14 protein-coding genes are annotated in these 12766 nt (G+C 74.9%); 8 read left to right on the forward strand and 6 right to left on the reverse strand.

Annotated elements, in window-relative coordinates:
- Nucleotides 1-4: 4 nt before the first annotated feature.
- On the forward strand, nt 5-469 hold the full coding sequence (locus ACOACO_RS14310; RefSeq protein ID WP_420296943.1) for a Fur family transcriptional regulator: 465 nt from the start codon (nt 5-7) through the stop codon (nt 467-469).
- A 19-nt stretch (nt 470-488) separates the two neighbouring features.
- Here the strand turns inward: ACOACO_RS14310 and ACOACO_RS14315 are convergent, their stop codons facing one another.
- Complete coding sequence (locus ACOACO_RS14315; protein ID WP_420296944.1) at nt 489-1289, reverse strand: isoprenyl transferase; 801 nt, start codon at nt 1287-1289, stop codon at nt 489-491.
- A 38-nt stretch (nt 1290-1327) separates the two neighbouring features.
- On the opposite strand from ACOACO_RS14315, the gene ACOACO_RS14320 reads away from it, so the two are divergent.
- Entirely contained in the window at nt 1328-1792 is a 465-nt protein-coding gene (locus tag ACOACO_RS14320) for a MarR family winged helix-turn-helix transcriptional regulator (protein ID WP_420296945.1), read from the forward strand.
- Nucleotides 1793-1796: 4 nt separating this feature from the next.
- Here ACOACO_RS14320 and recO read toward each other — a convergent pair whose 3' ends face one another.
- Nucleotides 1797-2561, reverse strand: coding sequence for a DNA repair protein RecO (gene recO / locus ACOACO_RS14325; protein WP_301799783.1), 765 nt, complete (start codon nt 2559-2561; stop codon nt 1797-1799).
- Between the two features lie 110 nt (nt 2562-2671).
- Here recO and ACOACO_RS14330 point away from each other — a divergent pair, with 110 nt between their 5' ends.
- The 3 genes from ACOACO_RS14330 (at nt 2672) to ACOACO_RS14340 (ending at nt 6089) form a co-directional block, all read left to right on the forward strand.
- The gene (locus ACOACO_RS14330; protein WP_420296946.1) at nt 2672-3475 is read left to right on the forward strand and encodes an ion transporter; all 804 of its coding nucleotides are present in this window, start codon (nt 2672-2674) and stop codon (nt 3473-3475) included.
- A gap of 134 nt (nt 3476-3609) precedes the next feature.
- A complete protein-coding gene (locus ACOACO_RS14335; RefSeq protein ID WP_420296947.1) occupies nt 3610-5088 on the forward strand; it encodes a hypothetical protein in 1479 nt (492 codons plus the stop codon).
- Nucleotides 5085-6089: a phosphatase PAP2 family protein gene (locus ACOACO_RS14340; protein ID WP_420296948.1), complete on the forward strand. Its 1005-nt coding sequence runs from the start codon at nt 5085-5087 to the stop codon at nt 6087-6089. Before ACOACO_RS14335 ends, ACOACO_RS14340 begins: the two co-directional genes overlap by 4 nt.
- Here the strand turns inward: ACOACO_RS14340 and leuA are convergent.
- Nucleotides 6076-7779, reverse strand: a complete 1704-nt coding sequence (leuA, locus tag ACOACO_RS14345; RefSeq protein ID WP_420296949.1) for a 2-isopropylmalate synthase — start codon at nt 7777-7779, stop codon at nt 6076-6078. The genes ACOACO_RS14340 and leuA overlap by 14 nt on opposite strands.
- Nucleotides 7780-7997: 218 nt before the next feature.
- On the opposite strand from leuA, the gene ACOACO_RS14350 reads away from it, so the two are divergent.
- The 3 genes from ACOACO_RS14350 to ACOACO_RS14360 are packed head-to-tail and all read left to right on the forward strand — an operon-like array spanning nt 7998 to nt 10256.
- Entirely contained in the window at nt 7998-8501 is a 504-nt protein-coding gene (locus ACOACO_RS14350; protein ID WP_420296950.1) for a flavodoxin family protein, read from the forward strand.
- A gap of 55 nt (nt 8502-8556) precedes the next feature.
- The gene (locus ACOACO_RS14355; RefSeq protein WP_420296951.1) at nt 8557-9399 is read left to right on the forward strand and encodes a septum formation family protein; all 843 of its coding nucleotides are present in this window, start codon (nt 8557-8559) and stop codon (nt 9397-9399) included.
- A complete protein-coding gene (locus ACOACO_RS14360; protein WP_420296952.1) occupies nt 9396-10256 on the forward strand; it encodes a septum formation family protein in 861 nt (286 codons plus the stop codon). Before ACOACO_RS14355 ends, ACOACO_RS14360 begins: the two co-directional genes overlap by 4 nt.
- A 56-nt stretch (nt 10257-10312) precedes the next feature.
- On the opposite strand, the gene era is transcribed toward ACOACO_RS14360, so the two are convergent.
- The 3 genes from era to ACOACO_RS14375 are packed head-to-tail and all read right to left on the reverse strand — an operon-like array spanning nt 10313 to nt 12762.
- Nucleotides 10313-11248, reverse strand: a complete 936-nt coding sequence (gene era, locus ACOACO_RS14365; RefSeq protein WP_420296953.1) for a GTPase Era — start codon at nt 11246-11248, stop codon at nt 10313-10315.
- Nucleotides 11245-12069, reverse strand: a complete 825-nt coding sequence (locus ACOACO_RS14370; RefSeq protein ID WP_420296954.1) for a siderophore-interacting protein — start codon at nt 12067-12069, stop codon at nt 11245-11247. The genes era and ACOACO_RS14370 overlap by 4 nt, the downstream gene beginning before the upstream one ends.
- Nucleotides 12070-12123: 54 nt before the next feature.
- Nucleotides 12124-12762 carry a GNAT family N-acetyltransferase gene (locus tag ACOACO_RS14375; protein WP_420296955.1) on the reverse strand — a complete coding sequence of 213 codons (639 nt, stop codon included), beginning with the start codon at nt 12760-12762 and terminating at the stop codon, nt 12124-12126.
- Nucleotides 12763-12766: the final 4 nt, after the last annotated feature.

Here is a 12766-nt window from a genome sequence, read left to right on the forward strand (position 1 = left end):
CAGCATGACGAGCACCGACGAGCACCAGCCCGGCCAGGGCGGAGGATCCGCCCCGGCGCGCACGGCCGCCCCCGGCGTCCCGGGCACCCGTCCCACGCGCCAGCGCCGGGCCGTCGGCGAGGTCCTCGCGTCGTTCGACGACTTCCGCTCCGCGCAGGAGATCCACGTGCTGCTGGGCCAGCGTGGCGAGTCCGTCGGGCTGGCGACCGTCTACCGCACGCTGCAGCTGCTCGCCGACGCCGGCGAGGTCGACGTGCTCCGCAGCGAGGACGGCGAGGCCATCTACCGCCGCTGCTCCGCCACGCACCACCACCACCTCGTGTGCCGCTCGTGCGGCGCCACCGTCGAGGTCGAGGGCCCGACGGTGGAGCGCTGGACGTCGGCCATCGCCGACGAGAACGGGTACGTCGACATCAGCCACACGCTCGAGATCTTCGGCACCTGCCGCGACTGCGCCGCCCGCGCCTGACCACGCGGCGTACCCCGCCTCAGGCGTTCGGCTGCGCGCCCCCGAAGCGGCGGTCGCGGCGCGCGTAGGTCTCGATCGCGGCCCACAGGTGGCGGCGGTCGACGTCGGGCCACAGCGTGTCGGTGAAGACCATCTCGGCGTAGGCCGCCTGCCAGAGCAGGAAGTTGGACAGCCGCTGCTCCCCCGAGCTGCGCCACACCAGGTCGGCCTCCGCGAGCTCGGGCACGTACAGGTGGCGGGCCAGGGTGCGCTCGTCGACCTTGTCGGCGCGCAGCCGCCCGGCGGCGACCTCCTGGGCGATCGAGCGGGCCGCGTCCGCCAGCTCCGCGCGACCGCCGTAGTTGACGCACATCGTCAGCGTCAGGACGTCGTTGTCGCGGGTCAGCTCCTCGGCCACCTGCAGCTCGCGGATGACCGAGCGCCACAGCCGCGGCGCGCGGCCGGCCCAGCGCACCCGCACGCCGAGCTCGTGCATCTCGTCGCGCCGGCGCCGGATGACGTCGCGGTTGAAGCCCATGAGGAACTTGACCTCGTCGGGCGAGCGCGACCAGTTCTCGGTCGAGAACGCGTAGGCCGAGATGGCCTTCACGCCGACCTCGATGGCCCCCTCCACCACGTCGAACAACGACGACTCCCCCGCCTCGTGGCCCGCGGTGCGGGGCAGCCCGCGCTCCTTGGCCCACCGGCCGTTGCCGTCCATGACGACCGCGACGTGGTGGGGCACGAGCTCGGCGGGCAGCTCGGGCGGCCGGGCGCCCGAGGGGTGCGGCCGGGGGGCCCGGACGGGCGGGCGCGGGGTCGGGCGGGCGGGCTTGCTCACGGGGCGCAGCCTATGCTTCGCCCCGACGAGGAGGTCGAGTGGACGAGCAGCAGGTGGCCCCGGTGGGTGCGGACGCGAACCGCCGGATCGAGCAGCACCTGTTCGCGCTGTTCCGGCGCACGAACTCGATCCACGTCGAGACCAAGGACGGCGACCACGAGCTGGAGCGCTCGACCTACGGCATCCTCTGCCTGCTCGACGACGCGGGCCCCCAGCGCCTCGGGTCCATCGCCGCGGCGTACCACCTCGACCCCTCGACGGTGACCCGCCAGGCCCAGGCCGTCGTGCGCCTCGGGCTGGCGCAGAAGTCGCCCGACCCCGACGACGGGCGCGCCTCGCTGCTCGCGCTGACGCCGGAGGGCCAGGTCGCGATCCGGCGGGCCCGGGCGCACCGCCGGGCGCGGCTCGAGGAGATGATGGCCGACTGGACCGACGAGGAGCGCGACCAGTTCGCGCACGCGCTCGAGCGCTTCAACGAGGCCCTGGCCCGCTGGGTGGAGTGACCGGTCAGCCTCGGGCGACGGGCCGGGGGCGGCCGCGCTCGACGTACGGCAGCGAGCGCAGGTCGCGCTCCAGGTGCCACGACAGGTACGCCGACACCAGCCCGCTCGCCTCCCGCTCCGCGCGGGGCTCGGCGGCGACGATCCGCTCGACCTCGGGCCAGTCGCCGGCCAGCAGCCCGGCCAGCAGCTCCAGCGACGCGGGCGCCGGGGTGGCGCAGCCCGGCACGCGGCACGTCACGCAGAGCACGCCGCCGGCGCTGTTGTTGAAGTAGCGGTGCGGCCCCTCGAGCCCGCAGCCGGCGCAGTAGAGGAACGACGGGGCGTACCCCGCGACGGCCAGGGAGCGCAGCAGGAACGAGTCGAGCACGTGGCTCGGCGCCCGCTCCCCGCCGGTCATGGCCCGCAGCCCGCCCACGAGCAGCAGGAACTGCTGCACGGCCGGCTCCTTGTCCTCCGTCACCAGCCGCTCGGCGGTCTCGAGCATAACGGTGCCGGCGGTGTAACGGTCGTAGTCGAGGCCGATGCCGGCGGCGAAGGGGCTGAGGGTCTCGGCCTGGGTGATGGTGTCGAGGTTGCGGCCCTCCGCGAGCTGGAGGTCGACGTGGGTGAACGGCTCGAGGCGGGATCCCCACCGCGACGTCGTGCGCCGCACGCCCCGCGCGACCGCCCGCACCCGGCCGTGGCGACGGGTCAGCAGCGTGATGATGCGGTCGGCCTCGCCCAGCTTGTGGGTGCGCAGCACGACGGCTTCGTCACGGTAGAGGGGCACCCCCCCATTGTGACGACGTGGACCAGCGGCGCCGCGGCCGACACGCACCCCGGGGCGTGCCGGGCCCGACACGCGCCCGGCGTGGGGTGCCATGCCCGACACTGGTGGGCGTGAGCACGCCGACGCCCGACCTGAGCGCCTACCCCACGAAGCCGCCGAGCCGCCCGCTCGAGTGGGTCATGCTCGCGCTGGCGGTCGTCTCGGTCGCGCTGCTGACCTGGGTCACGTTCTTCGACGTCGAGGACCGGGTCGAGCGCTGGGTGATCCGCGCCGACATCGCCATCTGCGCGATCTTCGCCGTCGAGTTCGTCGTGCGCTGGCGCCGCGACCGGGGTGACTGGAAGTACCCGTTCCGCTACTGGTACGAGGTCATCGGGATGATCCCGCTGTCGCACCCGTGGTTCCGCGCGTTCCGGCTGCTGCGCATCGTGGTCGTCCTCATGCGCGTCGCGCGAGCGGCCGACCGGGCCTTCGGCGACCGCGTCACCGCCGCGATCATCGACCGCTCGATGGACACCATCGTCCGTGCCGTCAAGCGGCCCGTGACCGTCGCCGTGGTCGACGAGGTCATCGCCGTGCTGAGGACCGGCCACTACACCGCCAACATCGCGCGGGCGCTCGGCGAGCACGAGGCCGAGGTGAAGGCGATGGTGCTGGAGAAGGTGAAGCAGGACCCGGTGACCTCGCGGCTGCGCTACGTGCCGTTCCACGACGACATCGTCGAGCTTGTCGCCGACACCACGTTCCGCATCGTGTTCCAGGTGCTCGCCGACCCGCGCACCGACCAGATGGTCACCGACGTGCTCGAGGAGAACACCGAGCAGATCCGGGCGGCCGTCGCGGGCAACGCCCACGAGCGCGTCGACGGGGGGATCGACGGGGGGATCGACGGGCGGCCGACCCACGGGGTCTGAGCCACCCGACCCACCCGCCCACCTCGCCCCGCCCGCGGCCCGACTCACCCGTTCGGAGGGTCCTCCGCCCGCGGGGGCCGCCCGTCGGGCACGATGAGGCGGTGAACGCAGGGGGCTCGCGTGCTGACGCGCGCGTGAACGACCGCAGGACGGTCGTCGGCGTCGCGGCGCTGGCGGCGCTCGCGGTGCTGCTGCGGCTCCCGTTCCTCGGCGCCCCGACGGGCTCGGACGAGGCGGGGTTCCTGCTCGTCGCCCACCAGTGGCACGACGGGGCGTCGCTGTACGGCGACTACTGGGTCGACCGCCCGCCGCTGCTGCTGGCCCTCTTCGCCCTCGTCCCCGACGTGACCGGGCTGCGCCTGCTGGGCTGTGCCTGCGCGGCGTCCGTGGTCGCGCTCTGCGCGCTCGCGGCCGGTGCCGCCGTCGACCCCGCACGCTCCCGCAGGGCGGCCCTCGCGGCCGCGGCGACCGCGGCGCTCCTCTGCTCGGCACCCTGGCTCGGCACGGTCCGCGTCAACGGCGAGGTGCTGGCCGCACCCTTCGTCGCGGGAGCCCTCGCGCTCACCGTGCTCGCGCTCCGCGAGGACGCCCGCCGCCCGCTCGTGCTCGCGGCGGCCGCCGGCGTGCTGGCCGCGTGCGGCGTCGGGGTGAAGCAGTCCAGCGTCGACGGCGTCGTCTTCGGCACCGTCGCCCTGCTCGTGCTCGCCCTCGTGCGCCCGGCGCGACGGCGCGCCGCGGCGGTCCTCCTCGGGGTGGCGGTCGCCGGTGCCGTGGTGACGGCGGCGCTGCTGGTCGGGGCGGCGACCCTGCGGGGCACCGACCCCCTCGCCCTGTTCGACGCCGTCGTCACCTTCCGCGTCGACGCGGGCGAGACCATCCGCTCCTCGGCCTCCGGCGCCACGACGGAGCGCCTCGTCGTGCTCCTCGGGACGTGGGCGGTCTCGGGCCTCGCCGTGCTCGGCGTCGCGGCCCTCGTGCTGGCGGCGCGGCGGCGTACCGACCCGGTGGCGGTCGCCACCGCGGCCACGATCGTCGTCGGCTCGCTCGTCGCGCTGCTGGGCGGCAGCTACTGGGCCCACTACCTGCTGCAGCTCGTGCCCGCCTCGGCGCTGGCGGCCGGCCTGGTGGCCGCCCGCCTGTCGGTGCCCGTCGTCCGCGCGTGCGTCGCGGTGCTGGCCGGGGTCACCGCCGTGCCGGTGGTGCTGAACCTCGTCTCCGGCGTGGGCGAGGGCTCGCGGGCGGAGGCGGTGGGCGGTGCGATCGCCCAGGCCGCCGAGCCGGGCGACACCGCCGTCGTCGCCTACGGCCAGCCGAACGTGCTGGCCGGCGCGGGCCTGGCCAGCCCCTACCCCTACCTCTGGAGCCTGCCCGTGCGCGTCCTCGACCCCGACCTGTCCGAGCTCACCACGACGGTCCGCTCCCCCGACGCCCCCACGTGGGTCGTCGAGTGGTCGCCCGGCTTCGACTCCTGGGCGCTCGACGCCCACGAGCTGGCGCGGGCCGTCGCGTCGCGCTACGAGCGGGTGGCGGAGGTCTGCGGCCGCGGGGTCTGGCGGCTGCGGGAGGTCGACCGTGCCCCCGTCCCCTCCGTCCCCGCCGAGGAGTGCTCGTGACCGCGCCCGCCACCGCGCCGCCGTCCGTCACCGACCACGGCGTCCCGCCCGGCCAGCCCCGGTGGTGGCGTCCCGCGGCCCTCACGCTCTACGCCGCCGCCCTCGTGGCGTGGGTGGTGACGGTGGGGCTGCCCACCGACCCGTTCCTGATGTTCGTGTGGCTGTGGGCCGCGACCGTCGCCTGGTACGTCGGGCAGCCGTGGCGCCGCCAGCTCGACTTCGCGCGCGACTGGTGGCCGGCGTTCGCCGTGCTGATCGTCTACATGTACAGCCGCGGGCTCTCCGACGAGCTGATCGGGATGCCCGTCAGCTACACCATGCCGGTCCGGGTCGACGAGTGGCTCACGGGCGGCACCCTGCCGACGGCGTACCTGCAGGACGTGCTGTGCGGCGACCCGTGCCTGCGCAGCAGCGATCCCCGCTGGTACGACGTGGTGCTCACGACCGTCTACTACACGCACTTCGTCGTCGCGCTGACCCTGGCGCTCGTGCTGTGGGTGCGCGACCGCGCCGAGTGGGTGGTGTGGCTGACGCGCTACCTCGCCATGAACGTCGCCGGGCTCGTCGTCTACGTGCTGTACCCGATGGCCCCGCCGTGGCTGGCCGCGCGGGACGGCTACCTGGCCGAGGAGGTGGTGCGGCTGACGGGCCGCGGCTGGCGCGACCTCGGGCTCGGCGGGTTCCACACCGCGCTCGCGGCGGTCGGCAACCCCGTCGCCGCCATGCCGTCGTTGCACGGCGGGATCGCGATGCTCGTCGCCCTCTACGCGTTCACGCGCCTGCGCGGGTGGTGGTGGCGCGCCCTGGTCCTCGCCTACCCCGCGGTCATGGGCTTCGCGCTCGTCTACTACGCGGAGCACTACGTCGTGGACATCGCCGCCGGCTGGGCGCTGGCCGGGGCCGTGACCCTGGCCGCGGTCCGGTGGGAGCGGCGTCGGGCCGGGCGGTCGCAGACGACCGCCCGACCCGACGGGGCCGCTTCGGGCGTCAGGCGCGGTTGACGGCGGAGACGATGGCGCGCATCGAGGCGCGCACGATGTTGGGGTCGATGCCGACGCCCCACAGCACCTTCTCGCCGACCGCGCACTCGACGTACGCCGCGGCCTGCGCGTCGCCGCCCGAGGAGAGGGCGTGCTCGGCGTAGTCCAGCACGCGCACGTCGTACCCGAGGCCGTTGATCGCGTCGACGAACGCGGCGATGGGCCCGTTGCCGGTGCCCTCGAGCGTGCGCGGCTCGCCGTCCACGGCGACGTCGACGGTGAGGGCGTCCCGGTCCCCGGCCGACGAGGTCGAGTGCACCGAGTCGAGGCGCAGCGGCGTGGTGGGGGTGAGGTACTCCCCGGAGAAGACGTCCCAGATCACCTCGGGGGTGACCTCGCCGCCCTCGGCGTCGGTGCGCTCCTGGATGACGCGGCTGAACTCGATCTGCGCGCGCCGCGGCAGGTCGAGCTTGTGCTCGGCCTTGAGGATGTAGGCCACGCCGCCCTTGCCGGACTGGCTGTTGACGCGGATGACGGCCTCGTAGGTGCGGCCGACGTCCTTCGGGTCGATCGGCAGGTACGGCGCCTCCCACGGCAGCTCGCCCACCGGCTTGCCCTGCTCGGCGGCCTGGCGCTCGAGGGCCTCCAGGCCCTTCTTGATGGCGTCCTGGTGCGAGCCCGAGAAGGCCGTGTAGACGAGGTCGCCCGCGTAGGGGTGGCGCGGGTGCACCGGCAGCTGGGTGCAGTACTCGACCGTGCGGCGCACCTCGTCGATGTCGGAGAAGTCGATCATCGGGTCGACGCCCTGGCTGAACAGGTTCATGCCCAGGGTCACCAGGTCGACGTTGCCGGTGCGCTCGCCGTGACCGAACAGGCAGCCCTCGACCCGGTCCGCGCCGGCCATCAGGCCCAGCTCGGAGGCGGCGGCCGCCGTGCCGCGGTCGTTGTGGGGGTGCAGGCTGATGGCCGAGTGGGCGCGGCGCGACAGGTGGCGGCCGAAGTACTCGATCTGGTCGGCGTAGGTGTTCGGCGTCGACATCTCGACGGTCGCCGGCAGGTTGAGGATGATCTCGCGGCCCGCCTCCGGCTGCCACACGTCGGAGACGCGCTCGCAGACCTCGAGGGCGAAGTCGGTGTCGGACTGGGTGAAGATCTCCGGGGAGTACTGGTAGCCGAAGTCCGTGCCGGCCAGCAGCTGCTCGGCGTACTTGACCACCCACTCGGTGCCGCGGGTGGCGATCGCGATGCACTCCGCCTCGCTCACGCCGAACACCACGCGCTGGAAGAGCGGGGCGGTCGCGTTGTAGAGGTGCACGGTCGCCTTGCCGGCGCCGGCCAGGGAGGCCACGGTGCGCTCGATGAGGTCCTCGCGGGCCTGGGTCAGCACCGAGATGCGCACGTCGTCGGGCACCAGGTCCTGCTCGACCAGCTGGCGCACGAAGTCGAAGTCGGTCTGGCTCGCGGCCGGGAAGCCGACCTCGATCTCCTTGTAGCCCATCCGCACCAGCAGCTCGAACATCTTCAGCTTGCGGGCGGGGCTCATCGGGTCGATCAGCGCCTGGTTGCCGTCGCGCAGGTCGGTGGAGAGCCAGCGCGGGGCGGCGGTGATCTTCTGGTCCGGCCACGTGCGGTCCGGCAGCGTCACCGGCTCGAACGGGCGGTAGCGGTGGACGGGCATGCCGCTGGGCTGCTGGCTGGGGATGGTGGTCATGGGGTTCCTCGCTGGGTGGTCACGGGGTTCGGCCCGTGGTGACGGGCGCGAGCCGGGCGCAGCACGATCTCCGCAGCGAGGGGGTCCGGCACACCTCTGCTCCCGCGTGGGAGTGGGTCAGACCTCGCTGCGGCAGCGAAGGAGAAGCTGGCGCTCGTTCATGACTGTTCCCGATGCTAGCACCGGTCCGAGGCGGGGGCTCGCCGTAGGGTGGCGCGATGGCCCGGGTCCTCGTCGTCCACCACTCCCCCACGCGCTCGGTGCGCGCGCTGACCGACGCGGTCCTCGCGGGCGCCGGCGACGACGCGCTCGAGGGCGTCGACGTGGTGGAGCGGCCCGCCCTCGAGGCCACCGCCGACGACGTCCTGGGCTGCGACGGCATCGTGCTCGGCACGCCGGCGAACTTCGGCTACATGAGCGGCGCGCTCAAGCACTTCCTCGACTCCACCTTCCTCGCGATCGGCGGGGCGCTGGGCGACGACGGCGGCACGACCGGGGGCGAGCCCGCGCCGCCGACCGGTCGGGGCCGGCTGCCCTTCGGGCTCTACGTGCACGGCCGCTACGACACCGAGGGCGCCGTGCGCTCGGTGCTCACGATCGCGGGTGCCCTGCCGTGGCGGCGCTCCGCCGAGGTGCTCGCCGTGCTCGGCGACGTCGGCGACGCCGACCTCGCGGCCGGCTACGACCTGGGCGGTACGATCGCCGCGCTGGCGGCGCCGTGACCCGCCGACCCCGCCCACCGACGACCGACCGACGAGCCAGGAGGAGCGCCCCGCCGTGCCCCTGACCCCCCTCCGGGCACCGCGCACGCTCGGTCCCGCGCTCCTCCTGCGGCCGCTGCTGGCCCTGCTGCTGGTCCTCCTGGTCGCCTGCACGTCGTCGGGCGAGCAGGGCGACAACACCGACCCCGCGCAGGTCGACGCCGTCGAGGTCCCCGAGCTGCGGGCGTGCCGCAACCTGTCGCCCGCCGACGTCGCGAAGCCCAGCAACGCCACGCGCACGGTGGACTGCTCGGAGCCCCACACCGCCGAGACCTACAAGGTCGGCACCCTGCCCGAGGAGCTGCACGACCTCCCCTACGACTCCGACTCGCTGGGCACGTGGGCCTACACGACCTGCAGCGACGCGTTCGAGGCCTTCCTCGGCGCCGACGAGAGCGTCGTCATGCGCGCCCGGGTCAGCTGGGCGTGGTTCCGGCCGTCGGAGCAGGCGTGGGACGAGGGCGCGCGCTGGTACCGCTGCGACGCCATCGGCGGCGGCGAGGCGTCGGAGGAGTACGACGAGCTCCCCGAGACCGCCGAGGGCCTGCTCCTGGGCGTGCAGCCCGACGACGACTGGATGACCTGCGCGAACGGCGAGACGGTCGACACCGCGGAGCGGGTCGCCTGCTCGGAGCCCCACACCTGGCGCGCCACGACCACCGTCCAGGTCGGGGACGAGAACACGGAGTACCCCGGCGACCGGGTCGTCGAGGTCCGCAGCCGCGACTTCTGCGCCGAGTCCGTGAGCGCCTGGCTGGGCTACCCGCCCGACTACGACTACGCCTACACGTGGTTCGGCGAGGGCCAGTGGAAGGCGGGGAACCGCCGCAGCATCTGCTGGGCGCGGACGGACCGGTGAACGTGCGGGCCGCCGTCCGTCGTACGACGGTGCTCGCCGCCGCGACCGTGCTCGCCCTGGCCGGGTGCTCCGGCGGGGGCGGTGACGGTGGCGACGGGGGCGGGACCGCGGACGCGCCCGCCACCTCCACGACCTCGTCGGCCACCGCGACGGCGCCGCCGACCGCGGCCGGGGTGCCCCGCCCGCCGCTCGACGCCTGCTACGCCCTGAGCGCCGAGGAGGCCGTCGCGCCGACGTCCACCGCCGAGCCGGTCGACTGCGCCGCCTCCCCGACGGCGGTGACCTACGAGGTCGGCGCCCTCGACCTGTACGACGCGGGTCACCTCCTCGCGGTCGACTCCGCCCAGGTGCAGCGCACGCTCGCCGCGACGTGCCGGGCGGGACTGGCGTCGTACCTGGGGACCGACGAGACGACCCTGCGGCTCAGCGTGCTGCGCTCCGTGTGGTTCTCCCCCACCCTGGAGCAGAGCGACGCGGGCGCGGACTGGTACCGCTGCGACGTCATCGCCGTGGTCGCCGAGGCGACCCTCGGCGCGCTCGAGCCCACCATGCGCGGCGTGCTGGCCGACGGGGTCCGCACCTGGGGCCTGTGCGGCACCGCCCGCCCGGGCGAGGCCGGCTTCCAGCGGGTCGCCTGCGGGCTCGAGCACACGTGGCGCGCGACCGAGGTCGTCGACCTCGGCACCGGGGCCTACCCGGGCACCGAGGCCGCGCAGGCGGCCGGCGACGAGCCGTGCCAGGAGGCGGCCCGGGAGCTCGCGGCCGACGCCCTCGACTACGAGTGGGGCTACGAGTGGCCCACCGCCGAGCAGTGGGCCGCCGGGCAGACCTGGGGCACCTGCTGGGCGCCGGCCTGAGCCGCGGCCCCGACCGGCCCCCGCCGGAACCGGGTCAGAACCGGGTCAGGACCGGGTCAGAAGCCCATCCGGCGCAGCTGGCGCGGGTCGCGCTGCCAGTCCTTGGCGACCTTGACCCGCAGGTCGAGGTGGACCGGGGTGCCGAGCATGGCCTCGATCTGGGCGCGGGCGCCCGTGCCGATCTCCTTCAGGCGCGAGCCCTTGTGGCCGATGATGATGCCCTTCTGCGACTCGCGCTCGACGAAGAGGTTGGCGTGCACGTCGAGCAGCGGGCGGTCCGCCGGGCGGTCGGGACGCAGCTTCATCTCCTCGACCACGACGGCGATCGAGTGGGGCAGCTCGTCGCGGACGCCCTCGAGGGCGGCCTCGCGCACGAGGTCGGCGACGATCGCCTCCTCGGGGGTGTCGGTCAGCTCGCCGTCCGGGTAGAGCGGCGGCCCCTCCGGCATCAGCCCCACCAGCAGGTCGGCCAGCAGGCCCACCTGGTCGCCCGCCACGGCGGAGACGGGGACGATCTCGGCCCAGTCGGTGGAGGTCTCGCGGCCCAGCTCGGCGATGGCGAGCAGGTGGGCACCGAGCTGCTCGGGCGTCGCCAGGTCGGTCTTGGTGGCGATCGCGACCTTCGTCGTGCGCCGCACCTTCGTGAGCTCGTTGACGATGAACCGGTCGCCGGGGCCGATCTTCTCGTTGGCCGGGAAGCAGACCGCGACGACGTCGACCTCCGCCCACGTGGTCGTCACCAGGTCGTTGAGCCGCTCGCCGAGGAGGGTGCGGGGGCGGTGCAGCCCCGGGGTGTCGACGAGGATCAGCTGCGCGTCGGGGCGGTGCACGATGCCGCGCACCACGGTGCGGGTGGTCTGGGGACGGGAGCTCGTGATGGCCACCTTCTGCCCCACCATCGCGTTGGTCAGCGTCGACTTGCCGGCGTTGGGACGGCCGACGAACGAGACGAACCCGGACCGGAACTCCCCCTCGGTACCTGCTGTGCTCACGGGGTCTCCTCCTGGTCGCGGGCGGCGTCGTAGTCCGCCCAGATCTGCTCGTCCGTCCGGCCGGCGGCCTTGCCCGCCCGCCAGATCGGACCCGGATCCACGGCGCGCGGCCGGCGCACCTGGCCACCGCCCCGCCAGTAGCCCATCACGTCGTAGGCGGCGCTCGGGAGCTTCACGACCCGCATGAGGTGCTTGCGGATCGCGCGCATCTGCGCGGACTCCCCCGCCATCCAGAAGTACCCGGGGCCCTCGGGCCACGCGATGCCCTCGACGACCGCCGCGAGCTCGCTCTCCCCGTCGCCGGGGGGCGCGCACCAGGTGACGTCGACGCCGCCGGGCAGGTAGGACGCGAGCACCGCCGGGTCGTCGGGCACCTCGGCCCACACACGCACCGGCAGGTCGGGGCGCGTGGCGGCCACCGTCTCCAGGGTGCGGGCGATGGCGGGCAGCGCCGTGAGGTCGCCGACCAGCAGCAGCCAGGTGGCGTCGTCGGGCAGCGCGAACGAGCCCTTGGGCTCGGTGACGGTCACGGTCTCGCCGACGCAGTCGCGGCGCGCCCACTCGGTGACGAGGCCGACGTCGTGGACGACGACGTCGAGCACGAGCTCGCCCCCGTCGCCGGCGGCGGGGTCCCACGAGCGCACGGTGTAGTAGCGGCTCTGGAACTGGTCGGGGACCACGAGCCCGACCCACTCGTCGCTCGTGCCCGTCGAGGCGAACCCCGCGAGGCCCGGCCCGGTCAGCACGAGGCGGACCAGGTGGGGCGTCAGCTGCTCACGGCGGGCGACCCGCGCGACGTACTGCTCGGCCCGGGTGCTCATCCGCAGCAGGGTACGGCGCGCGCCCACCCCGGCGCACGTCCGCGCCCCCGACCCTCAACCACCGCGGCGGTGCGGCGGGCGGAGCGGCGGGCGGCGCGGCGGGCGGCGCATCGGCACGGCACCGGCGCCGACGGGGTCGGTGATCTCGCCGACGGCGACGAAGCCGTGGCGTTCGTAGAGCCGTCGGCTGGCGGGGGTCGTGGCCTCGAGGAAGGCCTGCTGCCCGGTGGCGTCGACCTCGGCGAGGCGGTGCTCCAGCAGCGCGCGCCCGACGCCCAGGCCGCGGGCCGACGGCGACGCGCCGATGTCGTGCAGGTGCCAGCAGGGCCCCGCCGGCAGGTGCTCGGCCACCGCGCTGTCGTAGCGGCGCGCGGCCCGCAGGCCCGCGGGGCGCAGCGCCCACGCCGCGCGGAGCGCCACGAGCGGGTGCCGGAGGGCCGGCTCGCCGCCCGCCGGGGTGCGCCACACCGCCGCGCCGACCACCTCGCCGCCGGGTCCGCGCCGGGCGACGTCGACCCCGGCGCGACCCACCGAGCGCACGTCCCCGGTGAAGACCGCGACCAGCCGCGCTTGCCGTCGCCGGGCGCCCGGTGGCACGAGCCGCGCCACCGCGGGGTCGTCGGCGAACGCCGCGGCCAGCACCCGCGCCGCCGCCCGCACGGTCCGGGGGCCGACGCGCTCGACGTGGATCACGCCG

Origin of the sequence: Nocardioides sp. CPCC 205120, assembly GCF_048654585.1 — a bacterium.
Classification (GTDB): Bacteria; Actinomycetota; Actinomycetes; order Propionibacteriales; family Nocardioidaceae; genus Nocardioides.